The organism is Niabella drilacis, assembly GCF_900101395.1.
Lineage (GTDB): Bacteria > Bacteroidota > Bacteroidia > Chitinophagales > Chitinophagaceae > Niabella > Niabella drilacis.
Genome location: NZ_FMZO01000002.1, coordinates 507,688 through 533,446, shown reverse-complemented (window position 1 = coordinate 533,446; position 25,759 = coordinate 507,688). Strand labels below are relative to the sequence as shown.

General features: G+C 47.0%; 24 protein-coding genes and 1 tRNA gene. 17 read left to right on the top strand and 8 right to left on the bottom strand.

All coding sequences use genetic code 11. From position 1 onward, the window contains the following. Nucleotides 1-15: 15 nt before the first annotated feature. Nucleotides 16-3,249: a SusC/RagA family TonB-linked outer membrane protein gene (locus tag BLS44_RS05645; protein WP_090389054.1), complete on the bottom strand. Its 3,234-nt coding sequence runs from the start codon at nucleotides 3,247-3,249 to the stop codon at nucleotides 16-18. Nucleotides 3,250-3,607: 358 nt separating this feature from the next. On the opposite strand from BLS44_RS05645, the gene BLS44_RS05640 reads away from it, so the two are divergent. The 5 genes from BLS44_RS05640 (at nucleotide 3,608) to BLS44_RS05620 (ending at nucleotide 8,495) form a co-directional block, all read left to right on the top strand. Beyond that, complete coding sequence (locus BLS44_RS05640) at nucleotides 3,608-3,835, top strand: Sec-independent protein translocase subunit TatA/TatB (protein WP_090389053.1); 228 nt, start codon at nucleotides 3,608-3,610, stop codon at nucleotides 3,833-3,835. Between the two features lie 48 nt (nucleotides 3,836-3,883). Continuing rightward, nucleotides 3,884-5,320: an Asp-tRNA(Asn)/Glu-tRNA(Gln) amidotransferase subunit GatA gene (gene gatA, locus BLS44_RS05635; protein ID WP_090389052.1), complete on the top strand. Its 1,437-nt coding sequence runs from the start codon at nucleotides 3,884-3,886 to the stop codon at nucleotides 5,318-5,320. 61 nt (nucleotides 5,321-5,381) lie between these two features. Continuing rightward, entirely contained in the window at nucleotides 5,382-6,425 is a 1,044-nt protein-coding gene (locus tag BLS44_RS05630) for a lytic transglycosylase domain-containing protein (RefSeq protein ID WP_090389051.1), read from the top strand. A 325-nt stretch (nucleotides 6,426-6,750) separates the two neighbouring features. Continuing rightward, on the top strand, nucleotides 6,751-7,377 hold the full coding sequence (locus BLS44_RS05625) for an ABC transporter ATP-binding protein (RefSeq protein WP_090389050.1): 627 nt from the start codon (nucleotides 6,751-6,753) through the stop codon (nucleotides 7,375-7,377). Further along, on the top strand, nucleotides 7,374-8,495 hold the full coding sequence (locus BLS44_RS05620; protein WP_090389049.1) for a hypothetical protein: 1,122 nt from the start codon (nucleotides 7,374-7,376) through the stop codon (nucleotides 8,493-8,495). Before BLS44_RS05625 ends, BLS44_RS05620 begins: the two co-directional genes overlap by 4 nt. A gap of 101 nt (nucleotides 8,496-8,596) precedes the next feature. On the opposite strand, the gene BLS44_RS05615 is transcribed toward BLS44_RS05620, so the two are convergent. Beyond that, complete coding sequence (locus BLS44_RS05615; protein WP_090389048.1) at nucleotides 8,597-9,127, bottom strand: lipocalin-like domain-containing protein; 531 nt, start codon at nucleotides 9,125-9,127, stop codon at nucleotides 8,597-8,599. 493 nt (nucleotides 9,128-9,620) lie between these two features. Between BLS44_RS05615 and BLS44_RS05605 the strand changes: the two genes are divergently transcribed. After that, nucleotides 9,621-10,295 carry a response regulator transcription factor gene (locus BLS44_RS05605; RefSeq protein ID WP_090389046.1) on the top strand — a complete coding sequence of 225 codons (675 nt, stop codon included), beginning with the start codon at nucleotides 9,621-9,623 and terminating at the stop codon, nucleotides 10,293-10,295. Nucleotides 10,296-10,518: 223 nt separating this feature from the next. Here BLS44_RS05605 and BLS44_RS05600 read toward each other — a convergent pair whose 3' ends face one another. From BLS44_RS05600 to BLS44_RS05585, 4 genes are all read right to left on the bottom strand, one after another. Next, the gene (locus BLS44_RS05600) at nucleotides 10,519-11,808 is read right to left on the bottom strand and encodes an anthranilate synthase component I family protein (RefSeq protein WP_090389045.1); all 1,290 of its coding nucleotides are present in this window, start codon (nucleotides 11,806-11,808) and stop codon (nucleotides 10,519-10,521) included. Nucleotides 11,809-11,840: 32 nt separating this feature from the next. Next, nucleotides 11,841-12,260: a hypothetical protein gene (locus tag BLS44_RS26465; RefSeq protein WP_176954321.1), complete on the bottom strand. Its 420-nt coding sequence runs from the start codon at nucleotides 12,258-12,260 to the stop codon at nucleotides 11,841-11,843. An 85-nt stretch (nucleotides 12,261-12,345) separates the two neighbouring features. Continuing rightward, nucleotides 12,346-13,608, bottom strand: a complete 1,263-nt coding sequence (locus BLS44_RS05590; RefSeq protein ID WP_090389043.1) for an adenylosuccinate synthase — start codon at nucleotides 13,606-13,608, stop codon at nucleotides 12,346-12,348. Nucleotides 13,609-14,063: 455 nt separating this feature from the next. Further along, nucleotides 14,064-16,325: a RelA/SpoT family protein gene (locus BLS44_RS05585; RefSeq protein WP_090389042.1), complete on the bottom strand. Its 2,262-nt coding sequence runs from the start codon at nucleotides 16,323-16,325 to the stop codon at nucleotides 14,064-14,066. Between the two features lie 228 nt (nucleotides 16,326-16,553). On the opposite strand from BLS44_RS05585, the gene BLS44_RS05580 reads away from it, so the two are divergent. From BLS44_RS05580 to BLS44_RS05560, 5 genes are all read left to right on the top strand, one after another. Continuing rightward, entirely contained in the window at nucleotides 16,554-17,006 is a 453-nt protein-coding gene (locus BLS44_RS05580) for a DUF6934 family protein (RefSeq protein ID WP_090389041.1), read from the top strand. A gap of 10 nt (nucleotides 17,007-17,016) precedes the next feature. Beyond that, nucleotides 17,017-17,187, top strand: coding sequence for a hypothetical protein (locus BLS44_RS26460; protein ID WP_176954320.1), 171 nt, complete (start codon nucleotides 17,017-17,019; stop codon nucleotides 17,185-17,187). A 218-nt stretch (nucleotides 17,188-17,405) separates the two neighbouring features. Then, nucleotides 17,406-17,487: transfer RNA gene (locus tag BLS44_RS05570), tRNA-Leu, on the top strand. Between the two features lie 81 nt (nucleotides 17,488-17,568). Continuing rightward, nucleotides 17,569-18,975 carry a trigger factor gene (gene tig / locus BLS44_RS05565; RefSeq protein WP_090389039.1) on the top strand — a complete coding sequence of 469 codons (1,407 nt, stop codon included), beginning with the start codon at nucleotides 17,569-17,571 and terminating at the stop codon, nucleotides 18,973-18,975. 125 nt (nucleotides 18,976-19,100) lie between these two features. Beyond that, nucleotides 19,101-19,361 (top strand): PH domain-containing protein, encoded by a 261-nt coding sequence (locus BLS44_RS05560; protein WP_090389038.1) that lies wholly within the window; start codon nucleotides 19,101-19,103, stop codon nucleotides 19,359-19,361. 51 nt (nucleotides 19,362-19,412) lie between these two features. Here BLS44_RS05560 and BLS44_RS05555 read toward each other — a convergent pair whose 3' ends face one another. Further along, nucleotides 19,413-20,228 (bottom strand): metallophosphoesterase family protein, encoded by an 816-nt coding sequence (locus BLS44_RS05555; protein ID WP_090389037.1) that lies wholly within the window; start codon nucleotides 20,226-20,228, stop codon nucleotides 19,413-19,415. A gap of 463 nt (nucleotides 20,229-20,691) precedes the next feature. Between BLS44_RS05555 and BLS44_RS05545 the strand changes: the two genes are divergently transcribed. From BLS44_RS05545 to clpX, 3 genes are all read left to right on the top strand, one after another. After that, nucleotides 20,692-21,375, top strand: coding sequence for a ClpP family protease (locus tag BLS44_RS05545; RefSeq protein ID WP_090389035.1), 684 nt, complete (start codon nucleotides 20,692-20,694; stop codon nucleotides 21,373-21,375). 90 nt (nucleotides 21,376-21,465) lie between these two features. Further along, entirely contained in the window at nucleotides 21,466-22,119 is a 654-nt protein-coding gene (locus BLS44_RS05540) for a ClpP family protease (protein ID WP_090389186.1), read from the top strand. Nucleotides 22,120-22,219: 100 nt separating this feature from the next. Then, nucleotides 22,220-23,467: an ATP-dependent Clp protease ATP-binding subunit ClpX gene (gene clpX, locus BLS44_RS05535; RefSeq protein WP_090389034.1), complete on the top strand. Its 1,248-nt coding sequence runs from the start codon at nucleotides 22,220-22,222 to the stop codon at nucleotides 23,465-23,467. A 213-nt stretch (nucleotides 23,468-23,680) separates the two neighbouring features. Here clpX and BLS44_RS26455 read toward each other — a convergent pair whose 3' ends face one another. Beyond that, the gene (locus BLS44_RS26455) at nucleotides 23,681-23,827 is read right to left on the bottom strand and encodes a hypothetical protein (RefSeq protein WP_176954319.1); all 147 of its coding nucleotides are present in this window, start codon (nucleotides 23,825-23,827) and stop codon (nucleotides 23,681-23,683) included. A gap of 225 nt (nucleotides 23,828-24,052) precedes the next feature. Between BLS44_RS26455 and BLS44_RS05525 the strand changes: the two genes are divergently transcribed. From BLS44_RS05525 to BLS44_RS05520, 3 genes are read left to right on the top strand one after another with little or no spacing between them, the layout of a single operon-like run. Next, complete coding sequence (locus tag BLS44_RS05525) at nucleotides 24,053-24,226, top strand: DUF1801 domain-containing protein (RefSeq protein WP_143019666.1); 174 nt, start codon at nucleotides 24,053-24,055, stop codon at nucleotides 24,224-24,226. Nucleotides 24,227-24,268: 42 nt separating this feature from the next. Further along, the gene (locus BLS44_RS27010; RefSeq protein ID WP_262492841.1) at nucleotides 24,269-24,391 is read left to right on the top strand and encodes a hypothetical protein; all 123 of its coding nucleotides are present in this window, start codon (nucleotides 24,269-24,271) and stop codon (nucleotides 24,389-24,391) included. A 9-nt stretch (nucleotides 24,392-24,400) separates the two neighbouring features. Continuing rightward, nucleotides 24,401-25,633 carry a 4-hydroxy-3-methylbut-2-enyl diphosphate reductase gene (locus BLS44_RS05520; RefSeq protein ID WP_090389031.1) on the top strand — a complete coding sequence of 411 codons (1,233 nt, stop codon included), beginning with the start codon at nucleotides 24,401-24,403 and terminating at the stop codon, nucleotides 25,631-25,633. Nucleotides 25,634-25,759: the final 126 nt, after the last annotated feature.

The window sequence follows — 25,759 nt, the reverse complement described above, 5'->3', positions numbered from 1 at the left end:
CAAATGTTTTATTGTTTAGAATCTCACATCCACACCGAGGGTAAATTTAACCGGCGTAGGATAAGCGCCTCCTGTATAAACACCCAATTGATCTACAAGCTCCGGGTTGGGCATGGTACTGTTCTTTAGTGTCAGCACATTATCCACGATAGCGTAAACGCGTGCGCCCTTTAACCGGACACGGTCTATCAGGGTTTGAGGTATCTGGTATCCCAGTGTAATATTTTTTACCTTAAAATAGCTTCCATCCTCATTGAACATACTGGAAATGGGTATATATTGATAGTAAGATCCCATCAACGGGTTGATACTCGGGAATCCTGCTTTATAATTGGGGTCGGCAGCTTTCTCAGGAGTCCAGTAATCAACCCCTTCAAAGTTAGGCAGGCGCCCCTGTGCAAATGTGTAGATATTGCTGCTGTATCCTCCTGTAACATTGCTGATCTGGCGCTGAAAATACGTGTTGATGATATCGCGCTTCCAGGTAAAAATACTCAATATGCTTAAGCTGAAATTTTTGTAGGATACTTCATTGGACCAACCGCCGGTGAATTTCGGGTTGGGATCACCGGTTGGGATCCGGTCCCCATAGGCCGCGCCATTATCTTCATCGGGCCACACATCACCGCTGTTATTCACATCCTTCCATTTAGGGTCGCCGGGCACTACTTTGTGATTCCCCTTATAATAGGTAAGCCCCTGCCCTGTAAGCGGGTTGAAAGGAATCTCGCCCGCATGATTATAAACCCCTTCATATTTCAGCTGGAACATTTCATACACGGGCTGACCAACGGAATAGATCCTTGAAAATCCATAGTAGTCGTCCAGTACCAGCGTGCGGTTATTGTTGGGCAATTTTGCAAAAAGATTTTTATTGTAAGAGAAATTCACTTGTGTATTCCATTGCCATTCGCTTTTTGCCGGCAGCACTTTTACATTCAACTGCACATCGGTACCCCGGTTACTAACCCACAGATCCGTCGCATTAAAATTGATAGATCCAAAACCGGTATAAAAAGGAAGAATAAAATTATAAAAACCATCCTTTGTAAGTTTATCATAAACATCAACATTCATGGTAACCCGGCCACGGAAAAGATTTACATCCAACCCTATATTTTTCTGGATGACCTTGGACCAGGTCAGGTTGTTTTTAGTTAACCCGTTATTGTAGTCTGGTTGAATGGCCGGACTACCGTTATAGGTGCCTGATATCACATAAGAATTAAAAGGCGCATAAAAGTCGCTGGAGTTATCACCGGATACCCCGTAGCTTCCCCTGAGTTTCAAGAAGGTGATCGTATTTTTCAATCCCTTCATAAATCCCTCGTCCGAAATAACCCATCCGGCTCCTACTGCAGGGAAATAGCCCCACTTTGAGTCACGTCCGAAACGGGAAGAAGCATCGCCCCTGTAAGATCCGTATAGAATGTATTTTTGGTTAAAATCATATTGCAATTGCCCGAGAAATGAAAGCATCGCACTTGCAGCGTAGCCGGAGTTCGTATAATAACGGTCATAATCATTAGGCTGTAATGCATCTTTGCCGGGAATTACCTGGATATCGTTGGACGGAATGCGATACGCCTGCAGATAGTTACTGTTGATCACATCAGAACTGAACTGTTGCCCGGCTGTAAATATTATATTATGCGCATTGTCACGGGCAGTGGTTATGGTTTTGTTCCAGTTCAGGGTATTGGATACAAAATATTGGGAATAGGTGCCCTTTTGAGAAATCGCTTTTGACGGTGTAGGTGTGGCATCCGGGTCAAGGGATGCAACCTCATCAATATTGGAGGGCTCGAAATAATCCTTATCCGAGCCGGTAACGTTGACACTTCCCTGTAACGTATATCGCAGCGCAGGCAGGATGTCGTAGTTGACCGTCAAAGCCGCCGAATAATAATTATCCGTATTATCATTGCGAAGCTTATTGTAAAGCCCTCTGAAATTCAGCGAATCAAAGGCAGTAAGCCGATACAATGAAGAAGGCTGATCAAACCCGCTTACGGGAGTATTATCATCACTGTTGTTCTCATATTTCCGTCCCCGCTCCCGGTTCGCTTTTGACATGCCTAAAACGAGCTGGCTGTTCAGCTTGTCGCTCAGTTTAAAGTCAAAATTGCCTCTGAAACTGTATCGCTGAAAACCGAAGGAGCTGATAATACCGGTCTCATCAAAATAGTTCATGCTTACGCGGTAGTTCAGCAGGCTGCTGGCCGCAGACATGGAGGCATCCACGTTGCGGATCGACCCGTTGCGGTAGAATAAGCCCTGCCAGTCCGTAGCATTATTAAAAGAGGGGTTGTACCGGTCGGTCAGCATTTGCGGCAGGTCTGCCATTTGCGCCGGAGTGGCATACTGCCGGATGATATCCATTTTCTGCTGTCTTTCTGCTGCGCCGGTAGCTGTTTTCAGCAACTCGGGCATTTTCACAAATCCGCCATAGACATTTACCCGGAACTCCGGCTTTGCACTGCGCCCTCTTTTTGTTTTTATATAAATAACCCCATTGGCACCACGCGATCCCCAGGCTGCGGTGGCAGCCGCATCTTTCTGAACATCCACGCTCTCAATATCGTTTACATTAATGCCCGCCAGGAAGTTAGTACCGGTTGCCCCCAGGTTGGAGGAAATGTCGTCTGTATTCACCGGTATCCCATCGATGATGTAAAGCGGCCCGCTCAGCGCCTTGGCCTGCGCAATATTAGGATCCTCCCCGATAGAAGTGCTTACCCTTGAGTTTCCGCGGATCACAACAGTAGGTGCCACACCCGGCTCACCGGAAGTGATCTGCACATTCATCCCCGGCACCCGTCCCTGAAGCAGCTGATCCACACTTGGAGCAGGCCGGTTCTCAATGTCACGGGACAAAACGCTGGAAATCGCCGAAGTTGCGGTCCTTTTTGTCTGGGTTTGCACCCCAACAACAATCACCTCATTGAGACTGGTTTGCTGGGCCGGTTCTAGTTTGACCAATATTTCCTTTCCCGCCGCTGCAGTAAGTTTCTGACTTACAAAACCAATCAGGCTAAACTCCAGACGTGCCGAAGCCTTGGGTATGGCAAACGTAAATTTCCCATTCTCATCGGCAACGGTTCCCTGTCGGGTTCCCAGATTGATAATCGATACATTAGCCAGTGGCTGACCAGAAGTATCCGTTACCATCCCTGAAACGGAATAATTCTGAGCTTGAGCGGTAATCGCAAAAAGGACAACCAATAAGCTTAGAAACAGTTTCCTCATCTTATTTAATTTAATGTTAAAAGACAATATTATTACAAATGATTTAACATATCCTGTGCAAACGATTGTTCATAATAAAGTATTCGAAATTGTTAAATAAACAATCGTTTGCACAACTAATATGAACATTAAAACGGCAGTATAACCGCAGTAAAAAAAGGGGATGGTAACCTGCTCCGTAAGGAAGCCTCCTTTTAAACCGCCTGGGGCCCCCTCATAAAAAATATCTAAAATCCCCTGCTTTTTTTAGAACAAATGCGCTTTTTTGATGTAATATTCCAGGGAAATTCTCAAACTAATATTTAACCGTTCGGATTACGATACAAACCGTATATTTGAACACTAATTTTTACAGATCATGGCAAATTTTCAATTATTGGGTGCGTTGGGTACAAACGAGATCATTATCATAATGGTTATTGTGCTGTTGTTATTCGGAGGTCGCAAAATTCCTGAATTAATGAGGGGCTTAGGTAAAGGGGTGCGTGAATTTAACGATGCAAAGGACAATGTGAAAAGAGAGATCGAAGAAAGCGCAAATACAATAGCATCTGAGCCTAAAAAGCCCGCCGCTTCCCAGGAATAAGACCCGGTTTTTCAACATTTAATATCTGACTACAAAAGCGATTTTCTTTTGCAGGACTTTATTTCTATTGCCCGGTACCAAACCCAGCTGCAAAATGGCGAAACGACCTGTAAAGCCACAGTTGAGGATTACCTGAAAAAGATTGATGCCAGCAAACACCTCAATGCTTTTATTGAAGTATATGCTGCAGAGGCGCTGCAGCGCGCTGTAGCGCTGGATCAGCTGCCCGCTCCGCAGGGGAAATTGCATGGGGTTATTGTAGCACTCAAAGATGTGATCTGTCATAAAGATCACGGGCTTACTGCGGCTTCCCGGATACTGGAAGGATTTACCTCGGTGTTCTCTGCCACGGCGGTGGAGCGGCTTCTGGCTGAAGGCGCCATCATCATCGGGCGGGTGAACTGCGATGAGTTTGCCATGGGGTCCACCAATGAGAACTCTGCCTACGGAAAGGTACTGAATGCCGCCGACGAAAGCCGCATTCCCGGCGGATCTTCCGGGGGTTCGGCGGTTGCTGTTCAGGCCGGTCTCTGCATGGTATCCCTGGGGAGCGATACCGGGGGATCCGTAAGGCAGCCGGCAGATTTCTGCGGCATTATCGGCCTGAAACCTACTTATGGCCGGGTATCGCGGTACGGACTGATCGCCTACGCTTCATCCTTTGACCAGATCGGCATCTTTGCCAAAACAATACCAGACACAGCCCTGGTACTGGAAGTGATCTCCGGTGCTGATGACTATGACAGCACGGTATCACAGCAACCGGTGCCGGCCTACTCACAGCTGCTGGAACAGGATCGCAGTTATAAAATTGCCTATTTCCCGGAAGCCCTGGAGCATGAAAGCCTGGATCCGGAGATCGGCAATGCAATTAAAGAAAAACTGAAGGACTGGGAAGCCGCAGGACATACTGTAACGCCCATCCGCTTTGACCTGCTGGATTATGTTGTTCCTACCTATTATGTTTTAACCACCGCAGAAGCTTCTTCTAACCTCTCCCGCTATGACGGTGTCAAATATGGACACCGGTCGGAAGAAAGTAATCTTGCAGAGCTGGATGATTTCTACAAAAAGAACCGCTCCGAAGGATTTGGAAAGGAAGTAAAACGCAGGATCCTCCTCGGGAACTTCGTTCTAAGTTCCGGCTACTATGATGCTTACTTTACCCAGGCACAGAAAGTAAGACGTATTTTAACAAATAATTTACAATTGATTCTCAAGGAGTTCGATTTTATTTGTTTACCCACTTCCCCTGCTGTCGCCTTTAAGATCGGTGAAAAATCAAAGGACCCGATCGCTATGTATATCGCTGATATATACACAGTTATGGCAAACCTTACAGGAATTCCTGCCATCTCACTCCCTCTATTTACCCATCCAACCCACCAGATGCCCTTTGGCGTCCAGTTAATGGCGGCTCCGTTCAATGAACTATCTTTGCTGTCTTTCAGCAACAATAATTCAACTACAGAATCGTTATTCTAAGGTTTACACTCCAAACTGCGTTTTTTATAAAGCATTAATTATTAAAACACGACAGCAAATAATGACCAGGAATCCATTGACTGTTTTCATTGGCAGCATAATGGTATCCCTTTGTACCATAACCTCCGCTCATGCGCAGCTGAGCCCCGTAAAAGAGACGGCGGCAGCACCTGCAGCGCCTGCCGAGCAACTGGTAAAAGCGGATCCCAAGGCCGGCTTTAAGGACCTCTTTGAAAATGCGGATCTCAAAACCACCAGCTTTAAAGGCATTAAAACCGAGCACCTGAACCCGAAAGCGGTCAGCTTTGTAAAGGATTATATCGACCGCAATTCGCGGGAACTGAATGAGCTGAAAACCTGGGCACGTCCTTATTTTGATATGATGGACGACGTGTTGTCGCAAAGCGGGATCCCCAAGGAATTGAAATACCTGGCCGTTATTGAATCGCACCTGCGGTCGAACCTGGTTTCCTGGGCCGGTGCTGTTGGCCCCTGGCAGTTTATGCCGGAAACCGCACGTGGGCTGGGACTCAATGTTTCCCGTGGCAGGGATGAGCGTACCGACTATCTGAAAAGTACAAGGGCGGCCAGCAAATACCTGAATTATCTCTTTAATATTTACAAAGACTGGTTGCTGGTAGTAGCCGCCTACAATTGCGGCCCCGGCCGTGTAAATTCTGCTATCAATAAAGCCGGAAGCAACGATTTCTGGGATCTCCAGTACTACCTCCCGGCAGAAAGCCGCAACCATGTAAAGAAATTTATTGCCACCCATTATATCATGGAAGGCCAGGGAGGCGTAACAACGGTTTCCAGAGACCAGGCACTGGCCATGATGAAAACCGTAAAGGATGAGGTTACCCAGCAGAATGTAAAGGTACAAACCATCAGCGGGCGCTATAATGCAACCGCCATTGCCAAATACCTGGAAATGTCCCTTGCTGATTTCAACAAGCTGAACCCCAGTCTTGATAAGGTACTGGCCTCCAACAGTACTTACCAGCTAAAACTTCCGGAAGATAAAATAGACCTCTTCCTGGAGAAAAAGAACGAAATGCTGAACGAATCCATCCAGATGCTGATCAATCCGGAGTACCGGAATTGATGAGCAGCGCTTTAATTCGATTAACATCCTGCACTCCCGGTATGATCCGGCATACAATGCACCGGGAGGGTTGCTATTATTTACAGATCGTATAGAAAACCGCCAATGCTGCCGGCCATATTTCCATAATTGATACAGGTAACTATTGTATCGGTCCGGCCTATTACAAGATGTATCACAGCACATACGTTTGAGTAATCCACCTATTTCACCGGCCACCTTCACCCGGCCCGACCGCCCGTTGCCACACGGGTGTTTTTATATCACCATTAACAAAACAAGCAACCGCAATGTGCTATCTTAGTCCCTATCAAATACCCCTGGCATGCTGGAGATAACATCCATTGTAAAACAATACAACCGGCAGTTGATCCTCAACATTCCGTCATTACATCTTCAAAAGGGCATCTATTGGTTAAAGGGCGAGAACGGCTCCGGCAAAACAACCTTTCTGAAAATGGCAGCAGCGCTGATCCCTTTTAAAGGAACCATTTCAGTTAACGGGATCTCACAAAAAGCTTCTCCCCTGCGTTACCGTCAGCAAATCAGCTGGGCCGAAGCAGAACCCCTGTACCCCGGCTTTCTGACCGGGAATGAGCTGATCGCTCTTTACCGGCAGATCCGCAATGTAACCGGCAATGAAACAGCCACACTCATCCGCCTGCTGGATGCGACATCTTACCTGCACAACCGGGTAGATACGTATTCTGCAGGAATGCTTAAAAAATTATCCCTCATACTGGCTTTTACGGGTGCTGCCGGCTTGATATTACTGGATGAGCCGTTCATTACACTGGACGCCCAAGCCTGTGTCACACTGGAGCAGCTGATCCTGGAAAGGAACCGGGAAAACGACACCGCGTTTATCCTCAGTACCCATCAGGATCCGGGTGAGGACCTGCGGCCTTTTTGTAAGCAACTATTTGTACGCAACAAAACCATCCTTAGTTGAGTGCCCTCTTTCGCATATTTTACCAATCGTTTATAAAACCCTTTTACCGGGAAAATGCCGGCACATTTGTATTTGTGTTCACTATGTTCTTTTTTGTTGTTGGTACCGTAGATGGCGCAGGGCTTTTTAAATATCATTACGGGTTAATAAAAGCGCTGTTAAGCATCAAACCATTCCTGGGTGCCGCGTTGCTGCTATGGGCCTTATATGCGCGAAAATGCGCTGTATTCATTGCCCATCTTCTGCGGCAGCCGCACTATCAGTTTATTTCCATTTTCAGAAACCTGCCTCTGCACCGGCAGTACCTGCTTTTCTTTATAACGGACTTTATCCTGCTTTTGCCACAAACTTTTTATATACTGCTGGTACTTACAGAGGGGCTTTACCTCCACCTGTTTCCGGCAACCGTTTTGGTACTTGTTTTTCTGCTTGCCTGCTGCGTCCTGCTGCCCGTTCGGCATGTTCATGTGTTGAACCACCCTGAGAAAAAGCAATGCTTCTTTTTGCAGCGCCTTACGGGAGCATTGCCGCAGTTCGCAGTTTATCCGCAGATCCTGATCCGCGCCGTACTCCGGACCCAGAAACTCGTTTGGCTAAGCATTAAATTGTTCGCAGGCGCCCTGCTATGTCTGATGTCTATGAACAATACCCTCGCTCACGACGATCTGCAACTTATGTTTTTGCTCTTCAGCTTCGGAGTACTGGCCAATGGTGTATTTGTCAACCACCTGCGCCGGGTTGAGGAGCAATACCTTTCCTTTTACCGCAGCCTTCCGGTACCGCTGATCAGGCGGCTGGCACAGTATGCCTGCTTTAATATCCTGCTCCTGCTGCCGGAAGCCGGGTTACTCTGCTTTCTTTCACCCGCACACATCAGCGTGGAAAACGCGCTTGCATTGGGGTTCTATGCCTTTTCTGCAATCCAGTTGCTTATCAGCATCAGCTTTGTGAAACAAATGGCCGTTAAACATCTGGTGGTTATTTTATTGCTATTATTCTTTCTTGGGTATTTTATCCTGATGGTTTCCGGCATCGGGTTTATCGGCCTGTTATTTCTTCTTTTAGCCATCATCCTTTTTTTGACCCGGTATTATCAATCGGAAACAATCATTTCCTGAACCGCATCTTCCGGCGGCCTTTTCTTTACCTCCCCTCGCGCCGGATATACATCCTACTGATTCACTCCCCGGAGTTTTTCCGGAGCAATGGAATACGGTGGTTAATGGACCATTACGATTTCGCTTATATAAGCGGTTCCCGCATCCGTGTTGGTGTTCCTCACTTTAAGCCGGTTAGCCGTAAACTCCACGATGGTATAGGTTGTTGCATCCGCACCCGTTCCGATAATAATGCCGGCCCTGTCATTGGTAAACTTCCAACGACTGGTCGTTAGCACAGGAGTAGGATCATCATCACACAGTGTTTTGGGATCCATAACCACATCCCCATTGGCTTTAAATATGGTTACATCATCTTTTTGACAGGTTTCCATGGGAACAGAAGTGCTACTTTCGTTATCTTCATAGGGCGCCACCGTCCCTGCAGGATTAACGATCCAGGTCCAGGTATCCAGTTTCCATTCGCCTGTTGTCAGCAGTGCTGTCCGGATCTTCTCCGCCTCATTATCCGCCGCTATATCATGCTTGCGGCAGGCAGTAGAAAACAGTATCAGGGATAAGGCCGGAACCAGTACATGGTGGCATATAAGCTTACAGGCACTCGAAAGTGCAGTTAGTTTTAATTGTCTCATAATAAACCCATTGGGTTGTCAATTCAGAAGCGTGGTTGCTGATGTAAAAGTAGCATGGCAAACTGCGCAGGTCAATACCCACAAGTAGTATTTTTTAAAATCACAGTTTTTAGTGTTAGCTTTGATAGGTACAAGAAAGCCGGATGTTTACGCGTATATATGACCCCAAGCCCAAAACCAGGATCAGGCCCCATGCCTGCTCCGATATTCCTAAAAAGCATGAACACCCCGCAGATTGTAAAGACCATTCGGCTGCGGGGGGTAACAGGCAATTCCCCATACCCGCTGTTATTCCCTATAGCTCCGGGACCGTTCAAACACAGGTTGCCATCCTTTTTGCAGGACCGGCGGTGGAGGACCGACGTTTTTCCCCTGGCCTCCGGGAGCTTGATCTGATCCCGGTTATTGTAAAGAATAAAAAGGGGTTATACCTTCTGCACAGAATGATTACCTCCTGGTTATACCCAATATTTAGAAAACCATTTTTTAAAAGATGACTACTGCCCGATCTTATAGCTATGTGATCATTGAAGATAATCCTGTAATGCAAAAAGGATTAGCCTATATATTGAGACGATTTGAAAACCTGACCTTAAAAGGGCAATATTACAATATCGAGAGCGCCCGCGAACCCCTGACCAAGATCCAGCCTGATCTGATTTTGCTGGATATCATTTTAACCGGTGTAAACGGGGCCAAAGGATGTGCTCAGCTAAAGAAAGACCTGTTTAAACCACCCAAAGTGATCGCCTATACGAATTCTTCCCTCAATAAAAAAGACCTGATCAAATGGGGGTTTGACGGGTACGTGCATAAGAACGAACCGGTGGATACCCTCATATCGGTGATCCGGGATGTGCTTGAAGGCACCTCCAGTTTCCAGACCTCTAAGAATGCAGGCCCGGCAAAAGAGCATTATTCTTATAATGACTCAAAAGCGCCCAGGGAATTCCAGATCATGGCCCTGGCTGTTATAGGGAAAACGAATAAGGAAATTGGGGATGAACTTCATATCAGCATTGAAACCGTTAAAAAAAGCCGTCAGAATTTTAAAACAAAAGCAAACCTCCAGGACAAAAGTATCTATGGCATCCGCGAATATCTTGAAAAGGAGCATGGGTATCGTTTCGGAGCCAATGGCTTTGTTAAGACCGGGGAAGATGATTAGGCAAGACCGGCATCTGTCCGGTTGGAAAAAGACCAATGGGGGCCTTCCTGGCGACTTTTAACAAGGGATCAGAGAATACCTGGTCTGAACTTTTTACAATAGTGGTCCGCCTTCAGTACAACGCTCCTGCGGAGCGGAGCAATGCTGCAATCAGATGCGTTTGCCCGGGTTTAAAAGCCGGGGAAAAACCGGGATCCCGATCGGCTGCTAAGAGGCACACCCATTACCGGCCTTCCAGCACCGCTTCTATTGCCTTTGCTTTTAACAGGCACTCCTCCCATTCCAGCTCAGGATTGCTGTAAATAGTGATGCCGGACCCTACTTTATAAGACAGGTAACGCGATGAGGCATTGTACATCAAGCTGCGGATCACTACATTAAAATCAAAGTTGCCATCAGGCTGTACATAACCCAGTGCGCCGGAGAAAATGCCCCGGGCCGTTTTTTCATAATGGTCGATCAGCTGCATTACGCGGATCTTGGGAGCGCCGGTCATAGAACCCATCGGGAAGGTTGCCCTTAAGATATCCGCCATACGTATATGCTCATCAACCGTTCCGGAAACAGTGGAAATCATCTGGTGTACCTGCGCGAAGCTGTAGATGCCGAACAGCTCATCCACCTGCACCGATCCCCGGCTACAGATACGTGACAGGTCATTTCTTACGAGGTCAACCACCATTACGTTCTCGGCCCGGTCCTTACTGCTGCCGGCCAGGCGTCGTTGTTCCTCCTTTAAGCTTGCGGTATCCGTTCCGCTTCGCGAAAGGGTTCCTTTAATCGGCTGACTGATCAGCCGGCTGCCTGTTCTTTCTAAAAACCGCTCGGGGCTGGCACAGATCAGCCACCGGTCATCAAACCGGTAAAGCCCCGAAAAGGGATTAGGGGAACGGGTTGTGAGTTGCTGGTATACATCAAAGGGATTCATCCGGGCATCCGCCGAAAAAAATTCCACGCAATAGTTGATCTCATAACAATCGCCCCGGTGAATATGCGCCTGCAATTGCCGGATCGTTTCCAGGTAGGCTTCTTTGGTAACCCGGCATTGAACCGGCAACTGTAATTGTAAGGGCTCCGGAGCAGATGCCGGTTGCCCGAGCAATGTTTTGTAAAGTGCCGCGGGGTCCTCCCCCTCAATATAAAGCCGGCCTTCTTTTACATACAGCAGCCATTCCGGCTCAAAGAAAAAACCCTCAGGAAAGCCAACTGCATCAGTGTGCCCGGAATGGTTCAGCCCCGTACCGGTTTGCAGCTCATAGCTCCAGTGCCCCAGTAGCCAGGTATCCTTTTCCTTTAAGAAAGTATCAAAATCCTCCGGGGCGCACGCACCTGAAAGTATGACCTCCCGCTTTAGGCCCGCTCCCGCAAGAAATTCAAAACGCCCCCCCGGGAAACCACAGGAATCCAGAAAACAAAAGGTGTTAAACTGCCTTAACCAGTTTAACACCTTTGCCTTAATAAAGACAGCGTCTTTTAACGGAAAACTTTGACCTTTTGTTGGTTCACTATCCAATGCCGTTTATTAAAATTCTGTCCCGATGATCCTTATCTGAAATCGTCGTCGTCATCAAAGTCATCATCGTTATTACCGAACAGGTCATCAAATTCCTCGTCCGGCTTAAACTCTTCCTCATCTTCATCATAGGATTTCTTTCCTTTGCCCCCGGATTTTGATTTCGACTTCGGAATATCAAACTCCTCGAAATCCTTATCCCAATCCTCATCTTCTTCTACCTTATCCCAATCATCATCCTCCTCATCAAGATCCTCGTCGTCATCGTCGTCGTCTTTTGAAGCTTTTCCTTTCTTCCCCTTTACAGGAGCTTCATCATCCTCCCCGTAAAGATCATCATCCTCCTCTAATTCATCCTCTTTCTTCTTCGATTTTGAGGACGCTTTTTCCACAGGGGCATTGCCTGCATTTGTCTTCTTGTCTGTTCCAGCTGACTTATTTGATTTTGCCATAACCTAATAAAATCTGATAAATGAAAATGTAAATTTTAATCGAAGTTTTTAATTCTCCAAATTTTTTAAACTGATTTTTTATGAATTAAATTTTGATCAATTGCTCTCTTTCGGGGCCATTGGAAATATACTTTACGGGAACTCCAAGATAATCATTAATAAAGGTGATATAGTCCTTCATTTTCCCCGGAAGCCCGTCATAGGATTTCGCCTGGGAAATATCGGTATGCCAACCCTCAAACGCTTCGAACTTCGGCTGGTACGATGCAAGGTCCAGGCGCAGCGGTACTTCGGTGATCTCTTTTCCATCCAGGGAATAGGCAGAGCAAACCTCCAGCTTTTCAAAATGATCCAGTACATCGGCCTTGGTCATCACCAATTGGGTAACACCATTGATCATGCAGGCAAAATCCAGGGCCACCAGGTCGATCCAGCCGCAACGTCTTGGCCGGCCGGTAACGGCGCCATACTCTTTCCCGATATCACGCAGGCGCTGACCATCCTCATTATCCAATTCAGAAGGAAAGGGACCACTTCCCACCCGCGTACAATATGCTTTGGTAATACCGATCACCTCTTTAATATGCTGCGGTGCCACGCCCAGTCCGCTGCAAACACCGGCGGAGATCGTATTGGAGGAGGTCACAAACGGGAAGGTTCCAAAATCCACATCCAGCATGCTTCCCTGTGCACCCTCTGCCAGTACCTTTTTGCCCTCTTTCAGCAGTTTGTTAATGAAATATTCCCCATTAACAATATTGAGCGTTTTGAGGAATTCAATAGCGTTGAAAAAATCAGCTTCGTCCTGGCTGATGTCTTCATCAAACCCGTATGAGTTCAGGATCACATAATGCTTTTCCTTTAAGGCCTCATACATATTTTTGAAATCAGGATTCAGAATATCGCCCACACGCAGGGCATTGCGCCCGGTCTTGTCCATATAGGCGGGACTGATCCCTTTTAATGTGGAACCGATCTTACTGTTTCCTTTCGCCAGCTCCGATGCCTTATCCAGCGCCCGGTGCGTGGGAATGATCAGGTTGGTCCGTTCAGCTACATAAAGATTTTTTTTCAGGTCGCCTTCAAACTTTGTCAGCTGCTCGCACTCTTTCTCCAGGGAAATGGGGTCCAGCACCACTCCGTTCCCGATAAGATTGATCTTACCTTCATTAAAAATCCCCGATGGGATCTGGCGCAATACCAGTTTTTCGCCGTTCCGGTAAAGGGTATGGCCGGCGTTGGGCCCACCCTGAAAACGTGCTACCACGTCATAATCCTTTGCAAAAAAGTCTACAATCTTGCCTTTGCCTTCATCGCCCCATTGCAGACCCAGAATAACATCTATCATTATGAACTTTTTATAAACGATTCTTAAAGCTGCAAAAATAGAGGTTTGGAAGCGAAACCGCTGCGGGGAATTAAAAATATGCCCCGAATCTTCGGGGGAAAAATTTTAAATGTAAAAGTACAGGAGCTCCCGCTACCGCCCCGGGGTCCTCATCCCCCGAACCCAACCGCTTTGCCGCGGGAATTTTAAATATAAGCGGGAGGTCAGGCCCACTCCTCCCCGGGAACGAGCGCCACTTTTTTTTATGAGAACAAGGAACCACAAGCTAAGAGCGGTACCCAGCCCCTTCCCCTTTCGGAAATCAAAAATATCCAGCAAAAAACACCCAATGTAGCAGTAAAAAGAGCCCACTGCTGCTCCGGAGCCTTTATCCCCAAGCGTCCTCCTGCCGCTCCTATCCGGTATCCCACATTCCCCATCTCGCTATTCACACGCTACCAGCCCTCTATCCGCCTTTACGATTTTGCCGGCAGGTCTTCTGTATCGTACCGCTCCACCGCCTCAATCCCGTCCAGGTCCTTCAGCCGGTTCACCAGTTCATCCAGCTCTTCTTTATCATGCACATATACTTTAATATTTCCCTCAAACAATCCTTCCGAAGCCTCGATGGTGAGCGCCGCTATATTGATCTTGAGCTCGGCCGAGATCAGGCTGGTGATCTTGCTTACCACGCCCACATCATCCATCCCGATGATCCTAACACCCGTAAGGAATGAGATTTCTTTGTTCTTCGCCCATTTGGTCTTTACGATCCGGTGCCCGTAGTTGGCCAGCAGCTTGGGGGCATTGGGGCAATTGGTGCGATGAATGGCCAGCCCTTTGCCGGTGGTAATAAAACCAAAAACATCGTCCCCCGGAATAGGTTTACAGCAATTGGCCAGGTGGTACATGATCTTATCGCTGCTTTCACCAAAAATGATCAGCTCGGTATCCTGTTTATTGTGTGCCGGGGTATGACTTTCGATCTTATTTTCCTGCACGATCTTCACCGGCCTCGGGTATTCGATCCGGTCGCCGATCACCTTAAATTCCTTTAGTTCTTTAAGATCAATATTTTTGATGGCCACCTGGTAAAACAGTTCCAGGTTGGAGTGCAGTTTATAAAACTGCACCAGCTCATCCAGGTTGGCCTGCTGCAGCGATACCCCCATACCTTCCAGCTTACGCTGGATGGTATAGCGTCCTTCATCTGCCACCTTTTTCTTTTCCTCCTTCAGCGCCTCTTTTACCTTAGCCTTAGCCTTGGCCGTTACCACAAACGACAGCCAATCCTCCGATGGCGTTTGCTTGTTACTGGTGATGATCTCCACCTGGTCGCCGCTGCGCAGTTTATAGCTGATAGGGACCAGTTTATGATTCACTTTTGCACCAATCGTTTTAGCGCCAACGGCCGTATGAATGGCAAATGCGAAGTCCAGCGCGGTACTGCCCACCGGAAGCATTTTTATATCCCCTTTGGGCGTATAGATATAGATCTCCTCGGTCAGGAAACTCATCTTGAAATCCTGTAGGAAATCCACGCTATCTGCATCCTGGTTGTACAGCACCTCCCGGATCTGCTGAAACCATTTATCAAACCGGTTCTCATCCCGGTAACTATCAGGACTTCCCTCCTTATACTTCCAGTGTGCGGCAAGCCCCTTTTCAGCGATTTCATTCATGCGCTTGGTCCGGATCTGTACCTCCACCCATTTTCCCCGGGGGCCCATTACCGTGGTATGCAATGCCTCATATCCATTGGATTTGGGGTTACTGACCCAGTCGCGCAGCCGCTCAATAGACGGTGTATATTCATCAGTGATCAGCGAGTACACCTTCCAGCAGTCTTCCTTTTCCCGCTCCTGCGGGGAATTCAGGATGATCCGGATGGCAAAAAGATCATAAACCTCTTCAAAAGTCACCCCCTTTTTCTTCATTTTATTCCAGATGGAATGAATATTTTTAGGGCGCCCGTATATTTCAAAATCAAACCGGTTCCTTTCCAGTTTTTCCTTAATGGGTTTGATAAACTCGTTGATATACCGGGTCCGGTCGCGCTTGGTCTCCGCCAGCTTTTTGGCGATCTCTTTATAGGTGTCCGGCTCCAGGTACTTCATAGCCAGGTCTTCCAGTTCCGTTTTGATACTGTAAAGCCCCATCCGGTGCGCCAGGGGAGCAAAAACATATACCGTTTCGGATGCGATCTTTAACTGTTTTTCCCGCTTCATGCTGTCCAGCGTACGCATGTTGTTCAGGCGGTCGGCCAGTTTAATGAGGATCACCCGGGGATCATCTGTAAGCGTAAGCAGGATTTTCTTAAAGTTCTCGGCTTGCTGGGAGGCCGAGGAATCAATCACATTGGAGATCTTTGTGAGTCCGTCTACGATCCGCGCAATTTCTGAACCAAATTCCCGCTCAATATCCTGGAGGGTGATATCCGTGTCTTCTACCGTATCATGAAGCAATGCGCATACAGTTGACCGGACACCCAGCCCGATCTCCTCCACACATATTTTTGCCACGGCGATCGGGTGCAGGATATAGGGCTCACCGCTTTTACGCCGCATGCTGCTGTGTGCATCCGCTGCCATTTCAAACGCCCTCCGGAGAATATCTTTATCTCCCGGTTTTATTTTATCCTTCAACGCGCGCAACAGTGACCGGTACTCCCTTAAAATCAGTTTTTTCTCCTGCTCCTCGTTAAGACCATATTTGGGTTTTTGCTCTACAGTTTTCATGCAATAATGGACACACTCCTCTTCCTTTTGTTTCTTTGATAACGATTCATTCCTCCTGTTAAAAATACAGAAATTCTGCTGCGCGGCGTCATCTCTCCCTAAACAACAAAAATAAAGGTCACCCGTGCGTTTTGGCAGCCTTCAAATAGCTGTTCTTTTATATTATTTTTTGATTATATTTGACATAAGATTACTTTGTAATACACTAACCACTTGAAACAGGTCCAAATGAAACACCCTGCTTATCCCTATGAAATAAGTGCTGGCAACAGGTATTCTTTTATCAGTACCGGAAGAATGCATATAGAAAAAATTGTTGAATTTTCGCCAACCGGTATACCGCATATTTACAACCTGGGCTTTGGCGATCTGTGTCTGGACGGAACAATTGATGATTCCGTGCACTCCAACAACGGAGATAATATAAAAGTACTGGCAACCGTTGTACGCATCCTGAAAGTATTTACCCTGCTAAAACCTGGTATCAAAATAGTATTTACCGGAAGCACCCCCGAACGTTTAAGACTTTACCAGCGAATTTTAAAAATGTACCACGCTGAGTTTACAAAAGAATTTGTGATCACCGGCCTTGTAAACGTTGGTCAGCAATATAAAGAATTGACTTTCAATCCTGAAATTCCTGTTCCGTATTTAGCTTTTTTTGTTGAAAGAATTTATTAAATTTGTATATATGAGCACCTTAAAAAATACAAAAAAAAGCAGCCGCAAAAAAATGGTATTAAATGGTACCACGGTTTATGTAGAACGGTTTGATCCCGCCGTTGATGGTTCGCTGTTTAGTGATAAACTAAGGAAGGTTAACAATCTTTTGCAAAAAACCATATTCCTGAAACGGCCATAATTCTTTAAAGCGGTATTCGTAGGTCTGTCAATATTCAGGGTCGCTGATCCGCCGGTACATGCCAGGCATTTGGACGCAGACTCATTTCATTTTAAATACCGGAATTCAAATCAGCGCTTCTGTGGCCCGCCGTGTCCGCATTCCCCGTATTTTTTCCGGGAACTGTGATTTTTTATGGCAGAATATACTACATTTGCAGCCCGAAATAGAGTTCTTATCCGGATGTGGTGGAATTGGTAGACACGTCAGACTTAGGATCTGATGCCGCAAGGTGTGGGGGTTCGAGTCCCTTCATCCGGACTAAACAGGTTTGAGGTTTAATGTTTAATGTTGCTAGTTAATAACCTTAAACATTGAACCTTTAAACATTAAACAATACAAATGGCGACAATTACACAAGAAAAAATTGGCCCTCTTCACGAAAAGCTCAGCATAAAGCTGGACAAAACGGACTACTTACCCGGATTTGAAAAATCCTTAAAAGAATACAGCAAGAAAGCCAGTATCCCCGGCTTCCGCCCCGGAAAAGTTCCTGCTGGTCTGATAAAGAAAATGTACGGGCCGTCTCTTTTCATGGACGAAGTATTGCGGTCTGTTGATAAAGAAGTTGTAAACTACCTGGATACCAATAAAGTAAATATTTTCGCCCAGCCACTTCCCCTGGAAAACGACATGTCGAAACTGGACGTGAGCAATCCTTCGGACTATGATTTCCATTTCGAGATCGGCCTGAAGCCCGATTTCAAAATGCAGGACCTGGCCAAGCTGGATATTACCGGTTACAATATCGACATTACCGATGAAATGGTAAATGAAGAAGTAGAACGCCTGCAGAACCGCTACGGCAACATGACGGATAAAGAGGCCGTTGATGCGGATGATAATGTGCTGAATGTAACATTTACTGAAACCGACGCAGCAGGTAACCTGGTTGAAGATGGTATAAAAAAGGACAACTCGCTGCTGGTAAAATACTTTGCACCTGCGGTAAGAACCGCGCTTAACGGTAAAAAAACCGGCGATAGCATTAGCATTAAACTGGGCGAGGCTTTCGGAGAAAAAGAACTGGAATTTATTGCCCAGGATCTTGGTCTTGACAAAGAGGATGCTGCCACCAGGGATAAAACGTTCCAGCTGGAGATCACAAAAGTGGGATTGCTTGAGAAGAAGGAACTGAATGAGGAATTCTTTAACCAGCTGTACCCCGCAGGCGATGTAAAAACAGAAGAAGACTTCAAAGCAAAGGTAAAAGACGAGATCTATCAGTACTGGGCAGCCCAGAGCCGCAACCAGATCCACGACCAGTTGTTCCACAAACTGGTTGATGATACAAAAATAGAATTCCCTGAAACCTTCCTGAAGAACTGGCTCACGACTCAAAACAGCCAGCCGCAGGAAGGAGAAGATCAGCAACCCGCCAAAACACCGGAGCAGATCGAAGCAGAAATGCCTTCCTTCCTGAACCAGCTGAAATGGACCCTGATCACTGAAAAGATCATTACGGATAACAGCATACAGGTAGCACCCGATGAGATCCGGAACTTTGCCAAACAGCAATTATTCCAGTACATGGGCGGAGCAATGGGTATGACAGAGGATCAGCCCTGGGTAAACGATTATATAGAACGCATGATGAAAGACCGGAAATACGTGGAGGATGCTTACAACCGCCTGCAATCCCAAAAGGTATTTGAATGGGCAGAAACCAGGGTAAAACCCAAGGCAACATCCATCAAAGCGGAAGAATTTGCTAAAATGGTCAGTGAACACCAGCATCACCACCATTAATCGATACAAGATGTTTAAAAAAGCCGTTCTCAAAAGGAACGGCTTTTTTTATGTACTTTTAAAATGGCACGAACCATCTAACAGGTAAGGTACAATACCGGAACTTTGAAAAAGGCTCCAAAGGCTTGCCGGATTTTTATTTTGGTACTGCGCAGCACCTCATCAAATATCAAAAACAGGATATTTTGAAGATCGCCTTTTCAGGTCAATCAAACTCGCGCAGCCCCGTTCGCGATTTTGCAGTGTATACGATCTTTTTGAACAACGGAACCCGGCTTTCGTTTACCAGCATCCTGATCACTCCGGATCAACTGCGCAATAAAATGACCGGTGTACGCATTGAAGAAATGCACCGGTTTGCATGGCCCGCTTTTAAGGCCTTGTGAACCACGTGCAGCCGGTTTCCTTGCGCTCAGTTCCCTAGCGCCGTTGGCTGGCTATAGCCGTGCTTCATTCAGGCGTTCAACCGGATTCATAATATAGGTCAGCACGCTTTCATCTGCCAGCAGCTCCACTACCCGGAATCCCTGGTACGGGGTTCCCCAGTTGCCGCCTACGTGCGCATCAAAAACAAATGGGATATCCAGCTTTTTCTTAATGCCATCCTCATCATGATCATGCCCGTTAAACACAGCCCTTACATTTTTATAACGCTTCAGCAATGCCAGAAACTCGGGGCAGTCGATGCCGTGGGTCGTTAATTTAGCGGGATTGATATGTACGATCACAAAAAGGTTCCTGGCTTTTTTATACTGCTCCAGCTTCGCCGCCATCCATTGCAGGTCCGGGCAGATATACTCCCCCTTTTCATTGGAAGTCGTACCTGCCAGGAACACCGTCCCATTCACTGCAAAATCATAGTTCACCGGCCGGTTCCAGATCCGCTGCCAGCGTTCAGGCGTTACCATATCATGATTTCCGGGCGTTACATAATAGGGCATCTTTAATTGTTCTATAAGTGCTTTGGCCGCCGGGTAATGTACCGGGTCATTATGCACGATATCACCATTCAGCATACAAAAATCAAAAGGCGCTTTTGCGTGTTCCTCATTGATCCGCGCTATCGCATTTTTCAAAAAGCGGTCATAGTCCGTACCCGGCTGCCCGTAATGAAGATCGGAAGCAAGGGCAAAGCGTACCCGCTTTTTCTTTTTCAGCAGGTCCCCCGCCTGCTCCCCTGCCCGTACAATATTACCGTTTGCCAGCAGCAGAAAGGCCGGCCCTGCTATTTTTAAAAATTCTTTACGCTTCATTTTTCGGGATTTTGCTAAAGTTATTTCAAATTGCAGATATAACACACTACCCCGCCGTCAACAAATTATTAACAAACAGTCAATACCGCAGGCATCAAACAAGTGTCTGCATTGTACTAAAAATACCGCCGGGCTTTCTGCAGCTCCCGGCAGGAAGCATACAGGAAAGCCCCATAGCGGGGCCGGGTCTGCAGAAGACCGGGAATCAAAGCTCCTGGCACCGGGGCTGATCGCCGGGAAGGCTGACCCAAGGCCCGTGAACAAAAGAGCCGGATACGCCCGGGGCACATGCATATCTGACGAATTTACCGGGGCAAAATCAGCCAAGTTGGCATTTAAAACCACTATTTTGTAAATGGAGAAATATTTGATTACTTTTAAAAGCTGTTTGTACAGCGCCCGGCAAAACATCCGGGCAGCGGCAACGGCAGCAATTAAATTTAACCTGTAACTTAAGATTATTATGACGTATAACTCGGAATTTGAAAAATATGCGGTAAAGCACCGGGGTATTTCAAGCAATACCCTGCACAGCTACGGTAATCACCTGGTAACCGCATTAACGCCCAATATCATTGAGGAAAGACCCATGAACGTGGCCGTAATGGATGTATACAGCCGCCTGATGATGGACCGCATCATCTTCCTGGGTTATCCTATCAACGATGAAGTGGCCAATATCGTAACCGCCCAGCTGCTGTTCCTGGACAGCACGGATCGGGTACGCGATATCAATATGTATATCAACAGCCCGGGCGGCAGTGTTTATGCAGGGCTGGGTGTTTACGACACGATGCAATATGTAACTCCTGATGTGGCCACCATTTGTATCGGTATGGCTGCATCCATGGGCTGTGTATTACTGGGTGCCGGCACACATGGCAAAAGAGCCGCGTTAAAACATGCCCGCATTATGATGCATCAGCCCAGTGGGGGTATTGGCGGGCAAGCCAGTGATATTGAGATCACCGTGAACGAGATCCGCAAATTAAAGAAGGAACTGTATGAGATCGTAAACCATCACACGGACAAACCGATTGACCAGATCGAAAAGGATTTTGAACGGGATAAATGGATGACCGCTTCTGAAGCCAAGGAGTATGGTTTTGTGGATGAAGTATTGCTGGTAAACAAGAAGAAAAAGTAGGACAGTTTACAGGTTGAAAAGTTTACAGGGTGCTTTTTGCCCCCTTTTAAACCGATCAACTCATTAACTTATCAAACTAAAAAAAATAACATGATATCCAATTTAAAAGAAGATAAATGGTTAAATCCGCTTCGCTTTGATGGTGAAGGAGAAGAAGAAGAGCCTAAAGAGGCCGCCGACAAACGGGATGACCTGATGATGCTGAACAAACGCCTGGAGCAACTGTTCTTTGAAAAAAGAGCCGTATACCTGTGGGGCGTTGTGGATGATAAAAGCGCTCGCGAAATTACTACCAAGCTGTTGTTGCTGGATGCCGACAAACCGGGAGAAGAGATCAAATTTTATATCAACAGCCCCGGTGGCGTGGTAACCAGCGGAATGGTGATCTATGATACCATGAAGATGATCAAAAGTCCGGTAAGCACCATTTGTATGGGTTTGGCGGCATCGATGGGCAGTATTTTGCTCAGCGGCGGTGAAAAAGGAAAACGGCATATCTATCCGCATGGTGAGGTAATGATCCACCAACCCTCCCTGGGTGGTTTTATCCGGGGTGTAAGCAGCGATCTGGAGATACAAGCCAAACAAACACAGCGGGTTAAAATGATCGGCGCCCAGATCCTGGCAGAGAACTGCGGCAAGACCGTTGAGGAGATCCTCCGGGATTTTGACCGCGATTACTGGATGGATGCACAGGAGGCCATTGCCTATGGTATCGCTGATAAGGTTGTAACCCAACTATAAACGCATCCCGAAAAGTAATAATAAAATCATAAAAAATGGAAAATCGCTGTATTCGCAGCGATTTTTTTAACTTTGCAGCTTAATTCTTAATAATCGGACTATGCCGGATAATGTGTTAAAGTGTTCATTTTGCGGAAGGAACCGGGACGAGGTAGAAATACTGATCGCGGGGCAGGATGGACATATTTGTGAAAACTGTGTGGAGCATGCACAGGAAATTATTAACCAGGAGCTTCATTTCAGGGAAGACACCAAAACCGTTAGCGGGTTTAACCAGTCGATCCGGAAGCCGATGGAGATCAAAACGTTCCTTGATGATTATGTGATTGGTCAGAATGATGCCAAAAAGGTACTTGCCGTGGCCGTTTACAATCACTATAAACGGCTGAAACAAAAGAGCAGGGACATCGACAGTCATAACGACGTTGAAATCGAAAAGAGCAATATCATTATGGTGGGGGAAACCGGAACCGGAAAGACCCTGCTGGCGAGGAGCATTGCCAAAATGCTGAATGTACCGTTTGCTATTGTGGATGCCACCGTTTTTACAGAAGCCGGTTATGTAGGCGAAGATGTGGAAAGTATTTTAACCCGGCTGCTGCAGGTATGCAACTACGATGTGGAAGCTGCCGAGCGCGGTATCGTGTACATTGATGAGCTGGACAAGGTAGCCCGCAAAAGTGATAACCCCAGCATTACACGGGATGTAAGTGGAGAGGGCGTACAACAGGGTCTTCTGAAACTGCTGGAAGGAACAGATGTGCTGGTGCCGCCACAGGGCGGACGTAAACACCCCGATCAGAAACTGATCAAGGTCAACACCCAGAACATCCTCTTTATTTGCGGAGGCGCATTTGACGGGGTAGACAAGATCATTGCCCGAAGGGTACAAACCAACACGATCGGTTTTAACGTGGATAAGGAAGAGCAGGAAGATATGAAGAAAAACCTGCTGCGCTTTGTAAATGCGCAGGATCTGAAAACCTTTGGACTGATCCCTGAGCTGCTGGGGCGTTTACCGGTGGTTACGCATCTGGACCCTCTGGATGCTACTACCCTTAGGGCCATCCTCACAGAGCCCAGGAACGCACTGATGAAACAATACAAAAAGCTGTTTGAGCTGGAGGGTATTGAACTGGATGTGGAACCACAGGTACTGGATTTTATGGTGGACAAAGCCGTGGAATACAAATTAGGCGCACGCGGGCTGCGCAGCATTTGCGAAAGCATCCTTACCGATGCCATGTACGAGCTGCCCTCAGCATCAGAAACCCATTTCACCCTCACCCGGGAATACGCAAGGCGTAAGTTCGACAAAAGCAAAATGGGCCTTGTAAAGGCTGCATAATATTCTTTGAAGGCAGTGCAGCCGGGGACCACCGCTGCACTGCCTTTTTTACATGCCATTTATTGGAACAGCGCATCCCCGCAGGGAGCAAGCATATACCAGCAGGCAGCACCTACTACCGGCGCCGGTAATAATCAAACGGGAACAACAGGCCAACAATACACTGCCAGCTATACACCATCATCCCCGCCCCTATCCTGGCAATAAGATCAATCAGGACTGTCCAAAAAGATTGGCAACAGCACCTTCCAGCATCGGAAACTTTTCGATGATATAATTCTTAACGGCTTCAATAGCTTTTTGCGCCTGCTCGTCATCGAGATTTACTTCTGCTTTTAATTTGTCGATCAGTTCCTGCATATAAACGTTTTTAATGAAACAGCAAGATAAGAAAGGACTTTATAATCCTCAAAAAAAAACCATTCTTTACGCCTACACCTGTGTTGCGTCAATTATACTTTTTCGCAGGAAAGCCCGGAAGCACTGAAGGCTCTGTGTTTCCGCAGCGCCTAAGTGGCAAATCCTAACAGTCAGCTTATACCCGGCATGGTAAAACCGGGCCAAAGGGGTTTATTTGCAGTTCCTTTGCTTTTTCATATCTTCAATAACAGCTCCAAAAACATTCACCCGATGGCCGGCAGGAATCCCGATTTTGAAATCTATAGTGCAAAGGCGCAACCCTTTGCGCAACCCATCCTGGAACATATACGGTTGCTGGTGCACCGGGCCTGTCCGGATGTTGAAGAAACCCTGAAATAGTCCTGCCCGCATTTCAGCTACAGAGGCAGGATCCTGTGCAGCATGGCCGCATTTAAACAACATGCTACCATGGGCTTTTGGCTGGGCAACACCATCAATGCCTTAAAACCCTACCTGGTGCAGGAAGGCGATGATAAAGCGCTCTTTTTGAAAGATATCAAGTAATTTTACACCATGAAGCAGTTTGATGTGCCTGTTTTTTACAGGAGCCCGTTGATATCCGCTATAAAAAGAAAACGCAAGGAAAAGGATAAACTTAAAAAGGATTTTGCCCCTACGCTGCTGGATTTTGGCCCGGTACAGATTTACCTGGCCCGGCACTTCGGCTTCTGCTATGGTGTGGAAAATGCCATTGAGATCGCATTCAGGACAATTGATGAAAATCCCGGCAAGCGGATCTATCTGCTGAGCGAGATGATCCATAACCCGCAGGTAAACCAGGACCTTCTTTCCCGTGGGGTCCGCTTCTTACAGGATACTCATGGCCGGCAGATCATTCCGTTTGAGGAGCTGACGCCCAATGATATTGTGCTCATTCCTGCCTTTGGCACCACACTGGAGATTGAAAAAAAACTCAACACGATCGGCATTCATACGGAAAAATACAATACCACCTGCCCCTTCGTGGAAAAAGTATGGAACCGGAGCGAGGTCATTGCCCGGAAAGAATATACGATTGTCATACACGGCAAACCAACCCATGAAGAAACCCGGGCCACTTTTTCACATGCAGCCTTTAACGCGCCATCCGTGGTGGTTAAGAACATGGCGCAAACCGTGGAACTGGCCAAATACATTACCGGCGAAAAGCCTGCCGCCGGTTTTTACCAGGAATTTAAAGGACAATACAGCGTAAACTTTGATATTGCCAAAGACCTGGAGCGCCTGGGAGTTGTGAACCAGACCACCATGCTGGCCAGCGATACACAGGCCATCGCCGATTATCTCAAGCAGATCATGATCGACAAATACAGGCTTACCAAGGAAACGCTTGCAGAACGCTTTGCAGATACCAGGGATACGCTTTGCTATGCCACTAATGATAACCAGACCTCCGTAACTGAAATGCTGCGTACACCTGCAGACTTCGCGGTTGTAGTGGGGGGATATAATTCCTCCAACACCTCGCACCTGGTGGAGCTTTGCGAAGAAAAACTGCCAACCTATTTTATCAATAATGCCGAAAAGATCCTGAGCCGCAGGGAGATCCTGCACTATAATTTCCATACCAAAGAGGAACTGCTAACCGCCGGTTTTCTTCCGGATCCCACTCCCGTAAAGATCCTCATGACCAGTGGTGCTTCCTGTCCGGATGCGCTGGTAGAGCAGGTGATCGAGAAGATCACCGGTTTTTTCAGCAACACTGTTCCCACAGCTACCGTAGCTGCGAATTTTTTATCACAGTAAACCCAAAAAGAAGGTTTTCCCCGGTAACATGACACAAAAATCTGTGTCAATTTTATTTTGCCACAAAAAAAATGACACAACTTTTTTGGCTTCGCCCACATGACTGCGAAAGAAGGGCTGACTAAA